General features: G+C 62.2%; 18 protein-coding genes. 10 read left to right on the forward strand and 8 right to left on the reverse strand.

Annotation, left to right across the window (positions count from 1 at the left end; genetic code table 11):
- Positions 1-40: 40 nt before the first annotated feature.
- The 7 genes from AOP77_RS02695 to AOP77_RS02725 all read left to right on the forward strand — a co-directional run bounded on the left by AOP77_RS02695 (position 41) and on the right by AOP77_RS02725 (position 4,879).
- Positions 41-415 (forward strand): DUF488 domain-containing protein, encoded by a 375-nt coding sequence (locus AOP77_RS02695; protein WP_062209032.1) that lies wholly within the window; start codon positions 41-43, stop codon positions 413-415.
- A gap of 12 nt (positions 416-427) precedes the next feature.
- Positions 428-880, forward strand: a complete 453-nt coding sequence (locus tag AOP77_RS02700) for an iron chaperone (RefSeq protein WP_084622204.1) — start codon at positions 428-430, stop codon at positions 878-880.
- Between the two features lie 128 nt (positions 881-1,008).
- Positions 1,009-2,235 carry a low temperature requirement protein A gene (locus AOP77_RS02705; RefSeq protein WP_201774084.1) on the forward strand — a complete coding sequence of 409 codons (1,227 nt, stop codon included), beginning with the start codon at positions 1,009-1,011 and terminating at the stop codon, positions 2,233-2,235.
- A gap of 256 nt (positions 2,236-2,491) precedes the next feature.
- The gene (locus AOP77_RS02710; protein ID WP_062209041.1) at positions 2,492-3,103 is read left to right on the forward strand and encodes an NAD(P)-dependent oxidoreductase; all 612 of its coding nucleotides are present in this window, start codon (positions 2,492-2,494) and stop codon (positions 3,101-3,103) included.
- Positions 3,104-3,117: 14 nt separating this feature from the next.
- Complete coding sequence (locus AOP77_RS02715) at positions 3,118-3,585, forward strand: hypothetical protein (RefSeq protein ID WP_062209044.1); 468 nt, start codon at positions 3,118-3,120, stop codon at positions 3,583-3,585.
- A 113-nt stretch (positions 3,586-3,698) separates the two neighbouring features.
- Positions 3,699-4,529: a pseudouridine synthase gene (locus tag AOP77_RS02720; RefSeq protein ID WP_236685734.1), complete on the forward strand. Its 831-nt coding sequence runs from the start codon at positions 3,699-3,701 to the stop codon at positions 4,527-4,529.
- 71 nt (positions 4,530-4,600) lie between these two features.
- On the forward strand, positions 4,601-4,879 hold the full coding sequence (locus AOP77_RS02725; RefSeq protein ID WP_152649744.1) for a hypothetical protein: 279 nt from the start codon (positions 4,601-4,603) through the stop codon (positions 4,877-4,879).
- An 87-nt stretch (positions 4,880-4,966) separates the two neighbouring features.
- On the opposite strand, the gene AOP77_RS02730 is transcribed toward AOP77_RS02725, so the two are convergent.
- Both AOP77_RS02730 and AOP77_RS02735 read right to left on the reverse strand, forming a co-directional pair.
- Entirely contained in the window at positions 4,967-5,458 is a 492-nt protein-coding gene (locus AOP77_RS02730; RefSeq protein WP_236685735.1) for a peptide-methionine (S)-S-oxide reductase, read from the reverse strand.
- A gap of 164 nt (positions 5,459-5,622) precedes the next feature.
- Complete coding sequence (locus AOP77_RS02735) at positions 5,623-7,086, reverse strand: protein adenylyltransferase SelO (protein ID WP_062209055.1); 1,464 nt, start codon at positions 7,084-7,086, stop codon at positions 5,623-5,625.
- Positions 7,087-7,542: 456 nt separating this feature from the next.
- Here AOP77_RS02735 and AOP77_RS02740 point away from each other — a divergent pair, with 456 nt between their 5' ends.
- On the forward strand, positions 7,543-8,499 hold the full coding sequence (locus AOP77_RS02740; RefSeq protein ID WP_062209058.1) for a class II glutamine amidotransferase: 957 nt from the start codon (positions 7,543-7,545) through the stop codon (positions 8,497-8,499).
- Here the strand turns inward: AOP77_RS02740 and AOP77_RS12635 are convergent.
- Both AOP77_RS12635 and ychF read right to left on the reverse strand, forming a co-directional pair.
- A complete protein-coding gene (locus AOP77_RS12635; RefSeq protein WP_439644693.1) occupies positions 8,496-8,801 on the reverse strand; it encodes a type II toxin-antitoxin system RelE/ParE family toxin in 306 nt (101 codons plus the stop codon). The two genes, AOP77_RS02740 and AOP77_RS12635, sit on opposite strands and share 4 nt — an antisense overlap.
- Before the next feature lie 115 nt (positions 8,802-8,916).
- Entirely contained in the window at positions 8,917-10,002 is a 1,086-nt protein-coding gene (gene ychF / locus AOP77_RS02745) for a redox-regulated ATPase YchF (RefSeq protein WP_062209061.1), read from the reverse strand.
- A gap of 48 nt (positions 10,003-10,050) precedes the next feature.
- On the opposite strand from ychF, the gene AOP77_RS02750 reads away from it, so the two are divergent.
- Positions 10,051-10,743: a hypothetical protein gene (locus tag AOP77_RS02750; RefSeq protein WP_062209064.1), complete on the forward strand. Its 693-nt coding sequence runs from the start codon at positions 10,051-10,053 to the stop codon at positions 10,741-10,743.
- Positions 10,744-10,752: 9 nt separating this feature from the next.
- On the opposite strand, the gene AOP77_RS02755 is transcribed toward AOP77_RS02750, so the two are convergent.
- The 4 genes from AOP77_RS02755 to AOP77_RS02770 all read right to left on the reverse strand — a co-directional run bounded on the left by AOP77_RS02755 (position 10,753) and on the right by AOP77_RS02770 (position 16,233).
- Entirely contained in the window at positions 10,753-12,531 is a 1,779-nt protein-coding gene (locus AOP77_RS02755; RefSeq protein WP_084622206.1) for an ABC transporter ATP-binding protein, read from the reverse strand.
- Complete coding sequence (locus tag AOP77_RS02760; RefSeq protein ID WP_062209067.1) at positions 12,528-13,469, reverse strand: ABC transporter permease; 942 nt, start codon at positions 13,467-13,469, stop codon at positions 12,528-12,530. The genes AOP77_RS02755 and AOP77_RS02760 overlap by 4 nt, the downstream gene beginning before the upstream one ends.
- Positions 13,462-14,388, reverse strand: coding sequence for an ABC transporter permease (locus AOP77_RS02765; protein ID WP_061963835.1), 927 nt, complete (start codon positions 14,386-14,388; stop codon positions 13,462-13,464). The genes AOP77_RS02760 and AOP77_RS02765 overlap by 8 nt, the downstream gene beginning before the upstream one ends.
- 201 nt (positions 14,389-14,589) lie before the next feature.
- Positions 14,590-16,233 carry a peptide ABC transporter substrate-binding protein gene (locus AOP77_RS02770; protein ID WP_062209070.1) on the reverse strand — a complete coding sequence of 548 codons (1,644 nt, stop codon included), beginning with the start codon at positions 16,231-16,233 and terminating at the stop codon, positions 14,590-14,592.
- Positions 16,234-16,509: 276 nt separating this feature from the next.
- On the opposite strand from AOP77_RS02770, the gene AOP77_RS02775 reads away from it, so the two are divergent.
- Positions 16,510-17,961, forward strand: a complete 1,452-nt coding sequence (locus tag AOP77_RS02775) for a DNA recombination protein RmuC (protein WP_062209072.1) — start codon at positions 16,510-16,512, stop codon at positions 17,959-17,961.
- Positions 17,962-18,015 lie beyond the last annotated feature (54 nt).

Below are 18,015 nucleotides of genomic sequence, written 5' to 3' on the forward strand. Positions count from 1 at the left end.
GGCCGAGCCCCTACAGTGGCGACGGTCGTACGCTGACTGAATGACAGCATCGGCCGCCGTGCGCATTAAGCGCATCTACGAGGACCCGTCCGACGACGACGGCGTGCGGGTCCTCGTAGACCGACTGTGGCCGCGCGGCGTCTCCAGGGAGCGTGCGGGGCTCGACGAGTGGATGAAGGACGCCGCACCTAGCCCCGAACTTCGCAAGTGGTGGGACCACGACCCGGATCGCATGGATGAGTTTGCGCGGCGCTATCTCGCGGAGATCTCGGACCACGGCAACGCACCGGCGGCCGATGCCGTGGTCACCTTGCGCTATCTCGCGTCCCGACCTGGTGGGCTCACCCTGTTGTACGCAGCAACAGATCCCGAGATCAACCACGCGAAGGTACTGCGAGACCACCTCGTCGAGTGATTGACTGACCCTATGGCTACTAATGACAGTAACAAGGGCGGCTTCACCGACGACGAGAAGGCCGCGATGAAGGAGCGAGCGGCGGAGACTCGACGCGAGGCAAAGGCGGCCAAGGGCGCGAAGGCTCGCGAGGCCGACCTCCAGGCAGTCCTCGACAAGATCGAGGCGATGGAACCCGCGGACCGCAAGCTCGCTAAAAAGGTGCACGAGATTGTCACCTCGACTGCGCCGGAGTTGAATGCTAAGACCTGGTACGGCATGCCCGCCTACGCGAATGAAGACGGCAAGATCGTGTGTTTCTTCAAGGATGCCGCCAAATTCAAGTCGCGCTACAGCACGCTGGGCTTCGAGGAGGCCGCCAACCTGGACGACGGCACGATGTGGATCACCAGTTACGCGATCACCGCTATTGGTGCGGCCCAGGAGAAAACCATCAAGGCGCAGGTAAAGAAGGCCGTGAGCTAGGCGGCTTTACTGTGTAGCGCCTCTACAGCGGCCGCTACCGCTCGTAGCTGCGAGATGTCCAGGGTCCTCAGTGACGAGCGCCACCGTGAAGCATGCGCCGGTGCCGGACCTATACGTACGATGACGATATGGCGAACACTCCTCCCGCACGGTTCCGACTCACCCGCATGGTGCCGCGCAGCGCGGACGAAGAACACCGGGCAGCGACACCCCTCGAGCTCTTCTTCGACCTCGTATTCGTGATCGCGGTGAGCATCGCGGCCTCCAACCTCCACCACTTGATCTCCGAGGGGCACGCCGCATCGGGCCTGTACTCGTACGTGTTCGTGTTCTTTGGCATCTGGTGGGGGTGGATGAACTTCACGTGGTTCGCCACGTCGTTCGGCACGGACGACTGGTTCTACCGAGTGCTCACCTTTGTCCAGATGGGCGGTGTGCTGGTCTACGCAGCGGGGATCGGTCGGGCCTTTAACGATCACGACTACCGGCTGCTGGTCGCGGGCTACGTCCTCATGCGCATAGGGATGGTCGCGCAATGGCTACGTGCCTCCCGCAACGCCGGCGAGTTGCGCCGCACCACCCTGATCTACGCCTTTGGCATTGCGACCGCACAAGTGCTGTGGCTGCTGTGGCTACTGTTGCCCGAGTCGCCGCTGTCGAGGGGGGCCGTACTGCTTCTCATCGCAGCCGAGCTCGCAGTCCCCATTCTTGCTGAGCGCGAGACCAGCACACCCTGGCACCCGCATCACATCACCGAGCGCTTTGGTCTGTTCACTATCATCGTGCTGGGCGAGAGCCTGCTCGCCTCAGCCAACGCCATCATTGAGGCGCTGGAGGGCGATGGCGAACTAGCCACGCTGATCTCACTATCCGTCTTGACGCTGGTGGTGACGGCATCCCTATGGTGGGTCTACTTTTGGCCACCGCATCACCGCGAGATTGGCTCGTTCTCCCGCTCCGTTCGCTACGGTTACGGGCACTACATCATTCTCGCTGCGGCGGCCGCAGTCTCGGTGGGCGTAGAGGTCGAGATCGATGCGCTGACTGATGAGGCGCACATCGGCGAGACGGCGGCGTCACTCACTATCGCGATCCCCGTCGCAATCTTCATGCTCACGGTGTGGTGGATCACAGTGCGCGAGCACGCGGATCGCACCGTGAACATCGCCGTTCCGGTGGGCGCGGCGCTGGTACTTGCCGACCCGATCATGCCGATCCCTATCGCGATCACCTCGATCGTGCTGGTGGTCCTGGTGGTGATCCTGGTGCGCCATCCACCGCTCGAGGAGGACGAGGAGCGCGGCCACATTACGGGAGATGACTCTGGCGAGCAGAGCCTCGCTAGCGGCTCCTAAACTGAGCAACCTGGACGCCATACCTCGCGAAGTAGTGGTCGTTCCTGCGGAGTCCACCGGCGACGTCGAGTTGCTGACTCCCCGACAAGTCCCCCTGGGCGGCCTGCGCGCTATGAACGTCCGGCGCACTTTGCCGCAGTCAGGCGCACCCTGAGTACGCCACTCACTGACGTGGAACTTTTTGGACTCAGAGGGGACCAGACTCGCGGCCTAGACTGGCCTCCAAATGGCATCCAGAACGTAGGAAGCGGGATTCGTGAAGATCACCATCATCGGCGGCTCGAAAGGCACCGGAGCCCAGCTCGCGTCCCTTGCCCACGCAGCCGACTTTGACGTCACCGCACTTTCGCGCTCTGGCACCGCACCGGACGGCGTCCGAGCAATTGCCGGCGACGCGACCAATCCAGCCGTCGTCGCGGACGCCGTGTCCGGAGCCGATGCCGTGGTGGTCACCGTGGGCGGCACCAAGGGCGCCGCCCAGCCGCGCACGGCCATCACCGAAAGCGTCATTGCCGCCATGCAGGAAACGGGAGTCCGCAGGCTCGTGATCCAGTCCTCTCTGGGCGCGGGCGAGTCCATCACCCAGCTGCCGGCACTAATGCGTCCCATCATCAAATTGCTGCTGGGGAAGGCGCTGGCCGACCACACCGAACAGGAGGCTGTGGTCAGGGCATCGGGGTTGGACTGGACCATCGTCCGGCCCACGAGCCTCAACGACAAGCAACCGACCGGTTCCTGGACCGCGCTGAGGGTAGGAGAAGAGGGAAAGATCTCGGGTTCAATCTCCCGTGGCGATCTTGCCGCCTGCATCCTGGAGAGCGTCACCGACCACTCCACCATCGGCGGCGCGCTCGGCGTGAGCGGCTGATAGCGTCGGAAGACATGAAACGCACAGGAGTTGCCATCGCCACGATCGCGCTTTGCGGCGCGTTCCTCGCGGGCTGTTCGCCATCGTCCGATGAGAGCGTGAGCGGCGACCAGTCATCGGCGCCTACGACTACCAGTTCCGCCACGTCGAGCGGCCCGCCGAGCGATGCCGTGGAACAACAGTTCCCGGACGTGCTGGAAGCTGAACTCAGCGCCAGCGGCGACGAGTTCACCGTCGCGGTGACTATCTCCTCGCCATACGACTCCGCGAGCAGGTATGCCGACGGATGGCGAGTGCTCTCACCAGACGGCGACGTACTTTCCGAGCACCAACTGGGCCACGATCACGCGAGCGAGCAGCCCTTCACCCGCACCAGCGCCGCGTTCGCGATTCCCGATGACGTCACCGAGGTCACGGTCGAGGGTCGCGATCAGGCCAACGGCTATGGCGGCGGAACCGTCACCATCGCCGTTCCGCGCTAATGCCGCCACGCTCTCCGCTGCCACAGCGAGATGGACTGGATGCGGCATGGCTACGGACGCCGGGCATTGAGGCCGGCGCGGGGCCGCCCTGGACGACGATGCGCGAGTTTCTCATGGAACGCCTCCCCGCCAAAGCGCTCGTTGGGGAAATGCTGGAGGCTGGCGAGTTCGTCGACCAGTCAGGGCGATCGTTAAGTGGCAACGAGGGCTACCGGCCGCATAGTTTTGTGTGGTTTCACCGCCCCCTCGCGCCCGAGGTCCCCGTGCCGTTCCCTGTCAACGTTTTGGAGGTGAACGAGCGCTTTGTGGTGGCCGACAAGCCTCACTTTATGGCCACTACCCCGCGCGGGGCGCACGTGCAGGAGACCGCACTGGTCAAGATGCGGCTGGCGTTGGACCTACCTGAACTGGCTCCGGCGCATCGGCTGGATCGACTCACCGCTGGCGTGCTGGTGTTCAGCGCGCGTCGTGAGTTTCGCGGCGCCTACGCCGGGGTGTTCCAGTCACGCAGCGCGGTCAAGACGTACGATGCCGTGGCCCCCTTCGACCCGTCACTCAAGTTTCCCCTGCGTCTGGTTGGGCGCATAGAGAAGCGACGCGACAGTCTGCAGGCCAAGCTAGTCCCTGGGGAGCCCAACGCGGAGACTCTGGTTGAACTCATGGAGACTCGCGGCCAGTACGCGCGCTACCGGCTATCACCCATCACCGGCAAGACTCATCAACTACGCCTGCAGATGTCCGATATTGGACTTCCCCTCGTCGGCGACTCGCTCTATCCCGACATTCTGAAGGTTGACCCGGGCGATTTCTCGAGTCCACTGCAACTCGTCGCCCGGCGCCTGCAATTCACGGACCCGATTGACCATGCCCCCCGGGACTACCTGAGCGGGTGTCCTCTTCAGTGGCCTTGCCATGAACCGATCCCGCATGACAAAAACTTCTGAGGGGGTAAAGGAAGAAGCGCACGCGAAGTACTCTGGCATTCTTCGCAGGGCCGCTGACGGCCATTGCCCTGGTGGCGTGTTATCCAACAGACCCGACGGAGGAACGCGGCCCGCAAGCCATTACCGGCTGGTCGAACGGTGGCGACGTTTTGATCCTCAACGTCGGCACATGTCACGGCGACCCTGAGGCGGAGGTCGTCGAGGACGTCACCGTCACCGTCACCTCGACGCTTCGATCTCCTGGGGATGCCTGCGAGGACACGCTTCAGGTCGCGCTCGATACACCCCTTGGCGACCGCGCAGTAATCGACGGCGTGACCGGAGACGCACCTCCGGGAATCGAAGGCTAGGGAAGCTCCGGCGCCCGTCAATGCGGCACTGAATTCTGTCCGCAAGAGGGCTGCCCCAAGCCAGAGCCGTGCCCCGGCAGGCCTTTTCTATGCGCGGTACTTGTCCAGCAGTTCCGCAGGGAGGTGGCAGGAATCTTCCGGGAACCGAGCGAGCCGATGCTGATGCTCGTCCGCGCTCGGCACATAGTTGGCACGCGGAAGTACCTCGACCACGATGCGGTCAGCGTCGTCTCTGGCCTCGATGAAGGCCCGCGCCGCGTCGAGGTGGGCCGGATCGTCGGAGTATAAGCCGGTCCGATACTTCTCGCCGATGTCCGGTCCCTGCCGGTTCACGCTGTACGGGTCGATGATCTCAAAGAGGTAAGCCATCAACTGCTCGACGATCACCACTGTTGGATCAAACCGTGTCTTTACGCATTCCGCATAGCCGTCATAGTCCCCATCGAGACGCTGACTGGTGCCGTTGACACGCCCAGCCTCGGTGGACGTCACCCCTGGCAGGGTCGTAACGAACGCTTGCACACCCCAGAGGCAGCCGCCTGCAAGATAGAGCTCCTCGGACCTACGCTCCACATCCACGACGCAATCGTACGCGCCCGCGGAATCAGACGTTAAAGCGGAACTCGAGCGCGTTCCGAAGCCGATCAACGTCGTACCGCGCGGCCTGAGAGATACACGTGAGTTTCACCTTCGCCGTCTTCCCCCACGCTCTTTTCCTCTGGAGATACCCGCGAGGATGAGTTTCAGGTTCCGCAGAAGGTCTTGTAATCACCAAAGTCGGCGGGAGCCGATGCGGCATAGCGTTCTAGCCCCGGGCGCTCCTCGTAGGGGCGGGTCACAGCGTTCAAAAGCCGATGCAAGGGGGCGAGATCACCCTCGGTAGCCGACGCAAGCGCCTCTTCGACGAGGTGGTTACGAGGAATATAGATGGGATTGACCTGGCTCATCAACTCGCCGTCGGGTCCAAGTCGCAGCCAGCGCTCCATCCAGTCATCGAAACCTGCCGCGCCCCCGAAGAGGGACCTAGCCCGCTCGGCTGAACCCGAGGCGGCGGCACCGAGGTGGCGGAAGGCCAAGGTGAGATCTACCTGGTGCGCCTCGAGAACCACCAAGAACTCTTGCATCAGAACTGACGCGGCATCGCCGTCTACGTCGTGGCGTAAACCGATCTTCTCACTCGCACCTCTCGCCCAAGCGGCCGCGTAATCGGCCGCGAAGCCGTCGAGTGCATCGGTGGCAATCTCTACTGCTTGCTGCTCATTCTCGTGTAGGAGGGGCAGCAATGACTCTGCGAGACGGGCGAGATTCCACTCGGCCGCGGCGGGCTGGTTGGCGTAGGCGTAACGCGCTGCCTGGTCGATTGAGCTGTAGACCGTAGAGGGATCAAAGGCGTCCATGAACGCACAGGGCCCGTAGTCGATGGTCTCTCCCGAGATGGTCATGTTGTCGGTGTTCATCACGCCGTGGACAAAGCCAGCCAGCATCCATTGAGCCACCAGCGACGCCTGCGCAGTGATGACAGCCTTGAGCAACGCAATGTAGGGATTCTCGGCGTTCGCCGCAGCTGGGTAGTGACGGGCGATGGCGTGATCCGCGAGTCTGCGCAGCAGCTCAGTGTCACCCGTGGCTCGCGCGTACTGGAAAGTTCCTACGCGAAGGTGGCTGCTCGCCACCCGCGTCAGCACAGCTCCCGGAAGTTCCGTCTCACGGTGAACGGGCCTCCCGGTGCTGGTCACGGCGAGCGACCGTGTCGTGGGGATACCCAAGGCGTGCATCGCCTCGCTGAGAATGTACTCGCGCAGCATCGGCCCCACGGCCGCTTGTCCATCTCCGCCACGGGCGAAAGGCGTCCGCCCAGATCCCTTCAGATGAACGTCCCGCAGGCGTCCGTTGGCATCGGTGATTTCACCTAGCAGCAGCGCGCGCCCGTCACCTAGCCGAGGAGAGTAATGGCCGAATTGATGCCCTGCGTAGACCTGCGCGACCGGAGCGGCGCCCTCGGGGACGAGGTTGCCGGTCAATAGGAGTAATCCATCTGGACCTTGCAGTGCCGTTGGGTCGAGGCCCAGCTCTGCAGCCAGGGGCTCGTTGAGCGCAAGCAACCGGGGTGTGAGAACCTTTTGCGCCTCCCATGGGGTTCCCAGTTCCGGAAGCGCCTGGGCGAAGTGACTGTGGAAGGTAATTGTGAACTGTGCGGAAGCACTCATCTCACGAGACTACCCGCGCGCTGGGGAGAGTCTTTCGTCTCGGGTAGCCCCTTCATGAGTACCGCACCCACCGGCCACCATGGGCCCCTACAACTGATTTCGTTCGACGTCCGGTTCGGAGCTAGACGTTAAACCGGAACTCGACCACGTTCCGTAGCCGACTAACCTCAGTGTGCTGTTCGGATGACCAGCATTGTCTCAAATGGATGACCGGCTGCCGCGGCGATCAAGTCGAAGTCCTTGTCGATGGCGAGCACAATCAACCCTCCGCCGTCGCTGCAATGAGGAGGTCCGGAACTGACGGCTCGCGGTGCTTGCCGTGATCGGCGAGGACGTCCGCCGACCGTTCACCCAGGCGATCTCGGCGCAACCGCCACCGGCGCGGATTCGCCACCGCGACCAGCACCGGCTCCCTGCGACGAGGATAGGATGGCAGGAGTCCAACGAAGGAGACGTATGTGCCGCGTGCTCGCCTACCTCGGTCCTGAGACACCCCTGGAGAACCTCCTACTCAGGCCAGAGAATAGCCTGATCAACCAGGCACTCGACCCGGAACGGCACCCCGAGCTCCAGTTGGCCGGATGGGGATTCGGGATCTGGGGCAAGCACTTGCTGAAGCCCGAAGAGCCCTTCATCTACCGCCGACCCATGGCGGCCTTTTACGACGACAATGCCAGTCGGATCATCCCCAGCCTCCAGGCCAGCACCATGCTGGCGCATGTGCGAGCCGCGGCGTACGACTCGAAGGTCGTGATGGTCGACGAGAACTGCCACCCGTTCTCCTTCGAGGAGACCCCGTGGATCGTCGCCCAGAATGGCTACCTGCCCAACTGGCAGCTGTTGCAGCGCGAGCTGCTGCAGCACTGCGAGGATCGGTATCTAAAACAGCTGCGCGGGAACACGGACACCGAGTTCATCTACGTGCTATTCCTCTCGCTGCTCGAGGGTGACAGCAACGAGGACGTCCAACGAGCGATCGAGAAGCTCATCGAGCTGATCGCCCAGGCCATGAAGGACCTCGACCTCGGCGCTCTGACCAAGCTGAAGATGGCCCTCGTGTCGGCCGGCCGCATCATCGGTGTCAACGTCGGCCTCGGTCACCACGGTGAGACTCACCCCGCCGGCGACTGGAAGGAGCTGCGGAAGTCGGCCCCCGACAGCGACGACTTCGCGCTCTCGATGCTCCTCGAACCGATGTACCTACTGATGGGGCGCAACTTCGAACACGACGCAACAACCTATGACTTTGAGGAGTGCGGCGAGGATGACGCGACTGGTGTCATATTCGCCTCCGAGCCCTTGACCGAGGGTGACGACTGGTCGCATCTCGAGTTCGGCGAGATCGTCTTCCTCGAGAAAGACGGTGAGCGCATCACCAGAACCATCAACACACTGAAGGTCTCAGCGCGCTAGGTGTTCTTCTCACGGAGTTTGTGAGCAGCCTGGCGTGACGGAATAGGTGAGGACCTCCTGTGCCGATGTGAGGCACCCATCGACTGACCGACGAGCGTCACGCGAAAGATCGTCGGGCCCGTGAGTGCTTTCGCCGCGCCCGCGCTGGTCCACACGAAGCAGATCCGTTGCCGGTCTTTGATCGTGATGCTCTGTTGCCCAATCCGATCGCCTTTCAGCGCTTCGAGCCGGTGTCCGGGTGGGATTCGAAGGTCATCGAGCGATCCGGCGGATCCCACCTGGCGGAGCTTGCGTAACGCCACCTAATGAATCCGAAGATCGATAGAGGGCACCCGCTCACGCCACCACAGTCGTTCGGTGTCGTTGCTGCCGAACGATCTGATCGCGCTCACTGCATAACGAAGAGTGTTATTACGGCTATACGTTAAAGCGGAACTCCACCACGTCGCCGTCGTGCATCACGTACTCTTTGCCCTCGATGCGCACCTTGCCCGCGGCCTTCGCGTCGGCCATGGAGCCGTGCTCGACGAGGTCGTCAAACGAGACCACCTCGGCCTTGATGAATCCCTTTTCGAAGTCCGTGTGGATGACTCCGGCGGCCTGCGGCGCGGTCCAGCCCTTGCGGATGGTCCACGCGCGCGACTCCTTGGGCCCGGCGGTCAGGTAGGTCTGCAGGCCGAGAGTGTCAAAGCCCACGCGTGCGAGCTGGTCCAGCCCCGCCTCCTCCTGGCCCGAGTCCGCGAGCATCTCCGCGGCCTCTTCCTCGGTGAGGTCAACGAGCTCGGATTCGAACTGAGCGTCTAGGAAAATAGCCTCCGCGGGCGCAACCTGTGCGGCGAGTGCAGCGCGCTTGTCGGCGTCCATGAGCCCCGCATCGTCCGTATTGAAGACGTAGATGAACGGCTTGGCCGTCAGCAGCGACAGCTCCTTGACGTCCGCGAGGTCGAGCCTTGCGTCCTTAGCGCCGGCGCTCAGCGCCTTGCCGGACTCGAGGATCTCCTTGGCGGTCAGCACCGCGGCTAGGAAGCCCGGCTCCGCGCGCTTGATCTTGACTTCCTTCTCGAGGCGCGGGATGGCCTTCTCGATGGTCTGCAAGTCCGCGAGGATCAATTCGGTGTTGATGGTCTCGATGTCGGAGGCGGCGTCCACTTTGCCGTCGACGTGCACCACGTCGGGGTCCTCGAACGCACGGGTCACCTGGCAGATCGCGTCCGCCTCGCGGATATTCGCGAGGAACGCGTTACCCAGTCCCTCACCCTCGGAGGCTCCCTTGACGATGCCGGCAATGTCTACGAAGGACACGGTCGCGGGGAGAATCTTCTCCGAGCCGAAAATTCCGGCCAACACGCCCAGCCGCGAGTCAGGCAACGAGACCACTCCGACGTTGGGCTCGATGGTCGCGAACGGATAGTTCGCGGCGAGCACCCCCGCACGGGTCAGCGCATTGAACATGGTGGACTTGCCAACGTTGGGCAGTCCGACGATTCCGATAGTTAAGGCCACGGGAGTCAAGTCTAGTTGCCATGTGAGCACTCATGGCACGATGACTGCATGAAACAGTTCCGGGCCCGCTCCTCGCTCATCTACTCCAGCATCGTCATGGGTGCATGCGCCGTCATCGGCATCATGGTTCTGATTGGCGGCGGCTGGTACGAAGCCCGCCCAGCGCTCGGATTCCTCGCGGCCCTGGCGGCACTCGCCTTCGCCGCGTACTTCCGACCCAGCGTCGACGTCTACGACGACCGCGTGGTGTTGGTCAACGTGCTCACCATCGCCGAGGCCCCCTTCGCCCGCCTCTCGTCAATCAGCACCCGTTGGGCGCTCGAGTTGCGGGCGGACGACTCTTCCAAGGCCACGGCCTTCGCCGCTCCCGCCCCCGGGGCCATGAAGTCGCGAACGGTCACCAAGCACCGTGACCACGTCGACCCAGACATCGCGTCCATCATCTACGAAGGCGGCCCAAGCACGTCTTCCGACACCGCCTCCGGCGCGGCAGCACACTTGGTCGATGACGCATATCAAGCCTGGAAGATGGCGGACACCACGCCTTCGGTAAGCGCCACGGCCCAGCCGGCCGATGCATCGGCCGGCTTGGGTAGACAGGTCACCCAGGCATCGGGCGCAGAAAATATCCTGTCGCCGCAAACGGCGACAGCCAGCGGGAGGGCGATTACTCGCCGACCCAACTGGCTGTCGATAGCCGTGCTGGTCGCAGGGCTGGGACTGTTCGCCTTTAGCTTCTAGCGCGACCGCCTAGACGTCGCCCCACTCGATGCCGGCGCCGGGAATAGCCTCCAGCAGCTTCTGGGTGTACTCGGTCTGAGCGTTGCTGAAGATTTCATCAGCGGTGCCGGACTCGACGATCTTTCCCTGCTCCATGACTGCGATCTCGTCCGCCACCACACGCACTACTGCGAGATCGTGTGTGATGAACAGGTAGGTGAGGTCGAGGTCGGACTGCAAGTCAGCGAGAAGTTGCAGGATTTGCGCCTGAACGAGCACGTCGAGGGCGGAAACCGCCTCATCGAGCACCACAATCTCCGGCTTGAGCGCCAAAGCGCGAGCAATTGCCACACGCTGACGCTGACCGCCGGACAGCTCATTGGGGTAGCGCTTAGCCACTGCCGTAGGAAGCGAAACCTGATCGAGAAGCTCCTTGATGCGGGCGTCTCGCGAGGCGTTGTCCCCCACCTTATGCACCTTGAGCGGCTCACCGATGATCGCTCCGATGGAGCGCTGCGGGTCAAGCGAGCCGTACGGATCCTGGAACACCGGCTGCATCTTGCGACGAACCTTGAAGAGCTCGCTGCGCGAGGCGCCCGCCAGGTTGGTGCCATCGAGGAAGATGTCACCACTTGTCGGCTTCTCGAGTCCCAGCACCATCTTGGCGGCCGTCGTCTTGCCCGAGCCCGACTCCCCCACCAGGGCGAGCGTGCTGCCCTTGGGAATCTTGAATGAAATGTTGTCCACTGCGCGCAGCGGCTCAGACTTGAAGTTGCCCTTGCGGATCGAGTAGATCTTGGTGAGATCCTTAACCTCGACCACTGGCGTGGCCGCCTGGTTAGCCTTGGCGCGCTCGTGCTTGGCCGCGAGATCCGCGACATCGATGCCGGCCTCCTCCCCGCCCACGTGATCAACGTGGGTGCCGGAAATGCGCTGCGACGCGAGCGACGGCGCCGACGCAATAAGGCGCTTGGTGTACGGGTGCTGGGGATCCTGCAGGATCTTTAGGCTGGGGCCAGCCTCGACGATCTTGCCCTGGTACATCACAATGAGCTTGGTGGCGCGCTCAGCTGCCAGACCCAGGTCGTGAGTGATCAACAGCAACGCCGTGTTGCGCTCACGTGTGAGGGCCTCGAGGTGGTCGAGGATCACACGCTGCACGGTCACATCGAGTGCGGAAGTCGGCTCATCCGCGATCAGCAATTTAGGGTTGGCTGCGAGGCCGATGCCGATCAGCACGCGCTGACGCATTCCGCCCGAGAACTGGTGCGGGTATTGAGCCATACGGCGCTCTGCATCCGCGAGCCCAGCCTCCTTGAGCACCTCAATGGCGCGGGCGTTCACATCCTTTTTATTCGTGGCGAGACCGTTGGCCTTCACCGCTTCGCGAACCTGGAAGCCAACCGACCAGACAGGGTTGAGGTTGGACATCGGGTCCTGAGGCACGAATCCGATATCACGTCCGCGCACCTTGTAGAGCTCGGACTTCTTGGCGTGCGCGAGGTCCTTACCCTCGAACTTCACGCTACCGCCGGTGATCTTGCCGTTCTCCGGAAGCAGGTTAATGATGCCGTGCGCCGTCGTTGACTTGCCGGAACCCGACTCGCCCACAATAGCGACGGTCTCGCCGGGGAAGATGTCGAAAGACACGCCCTTGAGCGCCTCGACAACGCCGCCCTGCGTCGTGAACCCGATCGCGAGGTCGCGGATTTCTACCAACGGCTTGTTCGGGTCGACATTGTGGCTGTCGTGCACGAGGACATCCGTATCTTGATTCAGGTCTACCGCGGTCACTGGTGAGTCGCTCATCGACGTGCCCTCGCCTTCGGGTCAAGCGCATCTCTAATGAGCTCACCAAGCACGATGAACGCGAGCACGGTGAGAGTCAGCGCAAGGGATGGCCACACGAGTGACATGGGAGCGGTGCGGATCGACGTCTGCGCCTTGGAGATGTCGTTACCCCAGGACATGACGGTATCGCCGAGCCCAACGCCGAGGAAGCTCAGAGTCGCCTCCGCAACAATGGCTGCGCCCAGCGCAATAGTCAGTGTCACAATCACTGGCGTAAGCGAGTTAGGTAGCGCGTGACGCATCAGCGTGGACATCCGCCCCCGACCCACGGCCTCTGAAGCCATGATGTAGTCGCTGTTCTTCACCTGAAGAATCTCGGCCCGCAAAATGCGAGCCAGAGAGGCCCATGCGAAACCACCGATCGCAAGCGCGATGGTCCAGACGCTACGCAGGTCCGACAGGACCGACATGACGACGACTGCCGCGAGGAAGTAAGGGATGGAGAAGAAGATGTCGCCAATGCGTGAGAGGAACGAGTCGATCTTGCCCCCAAAGAAGCCAGCGATCGCACCCATCGGAATACCGATCACGGCGGTAATGGCGACGACAAGCACACCAACGGCGAGCGACGTGCGCGCGCCCCACACCACACGGGCATAGATGTCACATCCTTGACGGGTGAACCCCATCGGGTGACCAGCAACCGCGCCACCATTGCTGTTCGACAGTGAACAGTCCGAGTTAGGCGGGACATCAGTGAACAGGGTGGGCCACAAAGCCATGACGGTGACGAGTAACACCATCGCGACCGCCGCGTAGAACAGCGGGCGCCGGCGGAGGTCACGCCACGCGTCGAGCCACAGATTGCTCTTGCGCTCCTTGAGCTTGAGCGCGTCTACCTCGACATTCGCGTCCTCAATGGGCGCGACGTAATGCTCAGATGAACGGTTAGACATAGCGAATCCTTGGGTCGAGGACGGCGTACAGAAGATCGACGAGGATGTTGACGATCACATAGATCACAGTCAGGATCGTGACGAACGTGACCACGGTGGGCACTTCGCTCTGCGTGATGGCCTGGTAGAGCACCTGACCGATTCCGGGGATGTTAAAGATTCCCTCCGTCACGGTAGTACCGGCGATCAGCGCGCCAAAACTAGCGGCGGTGTTAGTGATCACGGGAATGAGTGAGTTGCGGGCAATATGCACCGGAACTATGCGCTTGTGCGTCAGACCTTTCGCATAAGCGGTGCGGACGTAGTCAGCCTGTCGTGACTCAATCACCGAGCCGCGCATCAACCTCATCCCGGTGACATACACGGTTAGGGCGATCACCGCAGCGGGGAGGAACATCGCCCCCCAGGTGGTGTCGGCACCAACCGTTACCGGCGCCAGCCCCCACTTAATACCGACAAAGTATTGCGCCACGAACATCGCGACGAACACTGGGACCGAACTGAGTACCAACGCGACAACCAGGCTGATGTTGTCAAAGAACTTGCCCTTACGAAGACCTGAGATGAGACCGATCACGACGGACAAGATGAACTCGAGCACCACGGCCATGAGGACGAGCTTGAGGGTGACGGGGAACGCCCGTGCCAACACATCACTCACTTGCTGGCCAGAGAACGTGACACCCAAGTTGCCGGTGAAAAAGTCCTTCATGTACAGGAGGTACTGCATGATGAACGGCTGGTCCAGGTTGAACTGCGCACGCAAAGCGTCGGCTACCGCCGGGTTCGGTGTCTTGTCACCGAACAGTCCAGCAATGGGGTCGCCAGGCATAGCAAAGACCATGAAGTAGATCAGGAAAGTCGTGCCAAAAAATACAGGGATCGCTTGAAGCACGCGACGAAGGATGTACGTCAGCAAGTGCGCGCCTCGTTTCTTCGTTGAATGTTGAGAACAGTGTGAAAAGTCTAAACCGACATTACCGCGCGTCACACCGCTAGGTCGCGGCAGGGCAGTTACGTCGTGACTACGTGTAGGGCGCTTAGCGCTCACACAAGTTGTAGCAAGCGGGCGTCAGAACGGCCCGCCTCACCACGATGGGGAGGCGGGCCGTTCTCATGACTAGCCCTTGGTGATCTCGTAGTACAGCGGGACGGAGTTCCATCCGAACTGCACGTTGTTCACGCCTTCGGCGTAGCCGCCGTTGACGTTGGAGTACCAAAGCGGGACCGCAGGAAGGTCCTTGAGGAGGATCTCCTGTGCGTCCTGGTAGAAGCCGTTCGCAGTAGCCGCGTCCGCAGCAGTGTTTCCCTGCTGGAGAAGGGCGTCGAAGTCGGCGTTCGAGTAGTCACCATCGTTGGAACCAGCGTTGGTGGCGTATAGCGGGCCGAGGAAGTTGAACAGACCCGGGTAGTCCGCCTGCCAACCGGTACGGAACGCAGTATCAATAGTGCGGTCCGTCACGTCGGTACGGAATTCACCGAAGGTCGGGTAGGGGTTACCCGATGCCTCGATGCCGAGGGTGTTCTTGATTGAGTTGTTCACAGCGTCAACCCAGGCGTCGTGCCCGCCGTCAGCGTTGTAAGCGATCTGGAAAGTACCTTCCCAGGGGCTCATCGCATCGGCCTCGGCCCAAAGCTTCACAGCTTCGTCGGGGTTGTATGCGAGAACCTCTGCACCCTCTAGGGTGTCGGACCAACCGTCGATCACGGGAGACGTGAAGTCGCTCGCGGGGGTACGGGTGCCGTTGAAGATCACGTCGGTGATCTCGTCGCGGTTGATGGCCATCGACAGCGCCTGACGACGCAGCATGCCCTCTTCGCCCTCAAAGTGCTCGAGGGACTGCGGGATCGTGAAGGACTGGAAGATGGCGGCGGGCTGGTTCACAGCGCGCTCACCGAGGTCAGCCTCGTACGTCTGCAGTGAAGAGTCCGGGATGCCGTCGATGACGTCAACCTGGCCAGCAAGGAGGTCTGCGTAAGCAGCGTCCTGCGTCGCGTAGAAGACGATGGTCAGACCATCGTTTGCGGGCTTGCGCTCACCGGTGTAGTCCGGGTTCGTCACGAGCTCAATCTGGACGTCGTGCTGCCAAGCGTCAGGGCCGGCAAGCATGTACGGGCCGTTACCGACAGGGTTGGCGCCGAACGCTTCCATGTCCTCAAACGCAGATGCGGGAAGCGGGTAGAAGGCCGAGTAGCCCAGACGCAACGGGAAGTCAGAGGCTTCCTTGTTGAGCTTGACGTCGAAGGTCAGGTCGTCGACCACCGTGAGTCCGGTGAGTTCGCTGTCCTCGTCATAGCTAAAGCCTTCGATGTCCTCGAAGAAGTAGCTGGAGTTCTGTGCGTTGCTCGCGAGCGCGCCGTAGTTCCAAGCGTCCACAAAGGAGCTTGCGACAACGGGCTCACCGTTGGTGAACGTCTGGTCGGGCTTGATCTTGATCTCGTAAGAGGTCGGGTCCACCTGGGTGATGGACTCAGCGAGGTCGTTGTGGGCGGCGCCAGTGCCGTCGTAGTAAACGAGTCCCGCGAACATCGCGTCGAGGATCTTGCCGCCGCCGGTCTCGTTGGTGGCCGTGGGGATCAGCGGGTTCTCGGGCTCGGAACCGTTGGTGCGGATGACTCCGCCGCTGGCCATCGCGTCGCCTGACGTGGCGGTGGACGAGGTGGGCGTGCTGTCGGTGTCGTCAGATGACGAGCAACCTGCAAGCACGAGGCTTGCCACTGCGGTAGCAGCGAGTCCTGCGAGGACTGCCTTACGTACCTTCATATTTCCTCCTGTTAGCCCAGATGCGGGCCGTCACTGGTAAGTCGATTCGGGGTGAATAACCGACCGGAATTCTCACGGAGAGTTTCTCCGCTGTGTGATAAGCCTAGGAAACGGAAGGTAACAAACGCATTTCGAAGAACCCTTTGTACCGGTTTCGTGACTCAAATGTGATGAATGTCACATCCATTTGGCCGCTTTGTCCGGCTATTTTGTGGATTTTGCACCCCTGAGAGTGCCAATGCGACACGTGTCAGACCCTCATGCCACAGTGAGCCCATGGTCGAAGTCATCGTTGGTTCACTTGCCCTGATAGTCGGCATCGTCGTCGGATTCCTGATTGCGTCCTTGCGGGCAGCTCAGGGTGGGTCCGACGACTCAAGTTTGCGGACTGCGGCTGCCGTTGAGCGCGCGCGAGCAGACGCCCTCGAGGCGCGGGTGCGCGAGGTCGCAGATGCTTCCGTGGTGCGGGAACGGGAAATCCGGGCCGACCACGAAAGATACGTCGCACGAGTGACCGCTGACCAGGCGGCGCTGAAGGAGCAATTCAAGTCACTTGCCTCCGATGTGCTCAAGTCAAACAACGAGCAGTTTCTCGAGGTCGCGGGCGAGCGCATCAAGCGAGCTCAGCAAGTCAGCGATGCCGAGCTCGCCAAGCGCGAGGAGTCCGTCAAGCAACTCGTCGAGCCGATGGCCAAGGCGCTCGACGATGTGCGCCGCCAGACCACCGAGGCAGACAAGGCCCGAGCGGAGGGCCAAAGCACGCTCAGCGAGCAGGTACGCCAGATGGTCGCTGCGTCAGAAAAACTCGACAAGAAGACTTCGGACTTCATCAATACGCTGCGGCGCTCTGACGTGCGAGGCAACTGGGGCGAGGTTCAGTTGCGGCGCGTGGTCGAGTTGGCCGGAATGGTCCAGCATGTGGACTTCGAGGAGCAAGAAAACGTCCGCGACTCCGAGGGCAAGAACCTCCGCCCCGACATGACCGTGAAGCTCGCCGGCGGGCGCACCATCGTGGTGGACTCCAAGGTTGCGCTGTCCGCCCTTCTCGAGGCATTTGAGACTGAGGACGAGCTAGTGCGCGCCGACCGCCTCGTGGCGCACGCGCGCCACGTCAAGAAGCACGTCGACGACCTCTCAGCCAAGAAATACTGGGACCAGTTCGACTCCGCGCCCGAATTTGTGGTGATGTTCCTGCCGTCAGAGGCCTTTTACCAATCCGCCGTCGAGCAGGACCCGGCACTACAGGAGTACGCCTTCGGCAAGAATGTGGTGATCGCCACTCCGACCACGCTCGTCGCAATGCTGCGCACAGTGGCGCACGCCTGGCGCGAGGACACCCTTGCCCAGAACGCACAGCAAGTGCTCGCTACCGGCAAGGAACTGTACGAGCGTCTATCCGTGATGGGTGGGCACCTGTCCAAGGTCGGCAAAGCCCTCGACAGCGCCAGCAGGTCCTACAACGCGACCGTCGCCTCCATGGAGTCGCGAGTGCTAGTGAGTGCACGCAAGTTCGGCGAGATGCAGGCAATCTCCGCCGAGATCGCCCCCAGCATCCCCTCCGAGGAGTACATCCGGCCGCTGTCAGCACCGGAGTTCACGGAGCAAGCGACTGTCCGGCCCCCGGAGCACGCAGGTGCCGTGGACATCCCCAGTTCCGCAGTGCAGGAGAAGTCTGCACCGTTAAGACTGGGCCGCGCCGAGCCAGTCCTACCAAACGACTTCGCCTAGACCTCCCGCGAGCTCCAAACCCCGCACACGGCTCGCCGCGACTCGCGACCAGGC

It is taken from the genome of Demequina oxidasica (assembly GCF_000975115.1).
Taxonomy (GTDB): domain Bacteria; phylum Actinomycetota; class Actinomycetes; order Actinomycetales; family Demequinaceae; genus Demequina; species Demequina oxidasica.

Excerpts from the sequence above, each read along its gene's own strand:
- AOP77_RS02695 (WP_062209032.1), top strand. The coding sequence starts at position 41 with ATGACAGCATCGGCCGCCGTGCGCATTAAGCGCATCTACGAGGACCCG.
- AOP77_RS02700 (WP_084622204.1), top strand. The coding sequence starts at position 428 with ATGGCTACTAATGACAGTAACAAGGGCGGCTTCACCGACGACGAGAAG.
- AOP77_RS02705 (WP_201774084.1), top strand. The coding sequence starts at position 1,009 with ATGGCGAACACTCCTCCCGCACGGTTCCGACTCACCCGCATGGTGCCG.
- AOP77_RS02715 (WP_062209044.1), top strand. The coding sequence starts at position 3,118 with ATGAAACGCACAGGAGTTGCCATCGCCACGATCGCGCTTTGCGGCGCG.
- AOP77_RS02720 (WP_236685734.1), top strand. The coding sequence starts at position 3,699 with ATGGAACGCCTCCCCGCCAAAGCGCTCGTTGGGGAAATGCTGGAGGCT.
- AOP77_RS02735 (WP_062209055.1), bottom strand. The coding sequence starts at position 7,086 with ATGAGTGCTTCCGCACAGTTCACAATTACCTTCCACAGTCACTTCGCC.
- AOP77_RS02740 (WP_062209058.1), top strand. The coding sequence starts at position 7,543 with ATGTGCCGCGTGCTCGCCTACCTCGGTCCTGAGACACCCCTGGAGAAC.
- AOP77_RS02750 (WP_062209064.1), top strand. The coding sequence starts at position 10,051 with ATGAAACAGTTCCGGGCCCGCTCCTCGCTCATCTACTCCAGCATCGTC.
- AOP77_RS02755 (WP_084622206.1), bottom strand. The coding sequence starts at position 12,531 with ATGAGCGACTCACCAGTGACCGCGGTAGACCTGAATCAAGATACGGAT.
- AOP77_RS02760 (WP_062209067.1), bottom strand. The coding sequence starts at position 13,469 with ATGTCTAACCGTTCATCTGAGCATTACGTCGCGCCCATTGAGGACGCG.
- AOP77_RS02770 (WP_062209070.1), bottom strand. The coding sequence starts at position 16,233 with ATGAAGGTACGTAAGGCAGTCCTCGCAGGACTCGCTGCTACCGCAGTG.
- AOP77_RS02775 (WP_062209072.1), top strand. The coding sequence starts at position 16,510 with ATGGTCGAAGTCATCGTTGGTTCACTTGCCCTGATAGTCGGCATCGTC.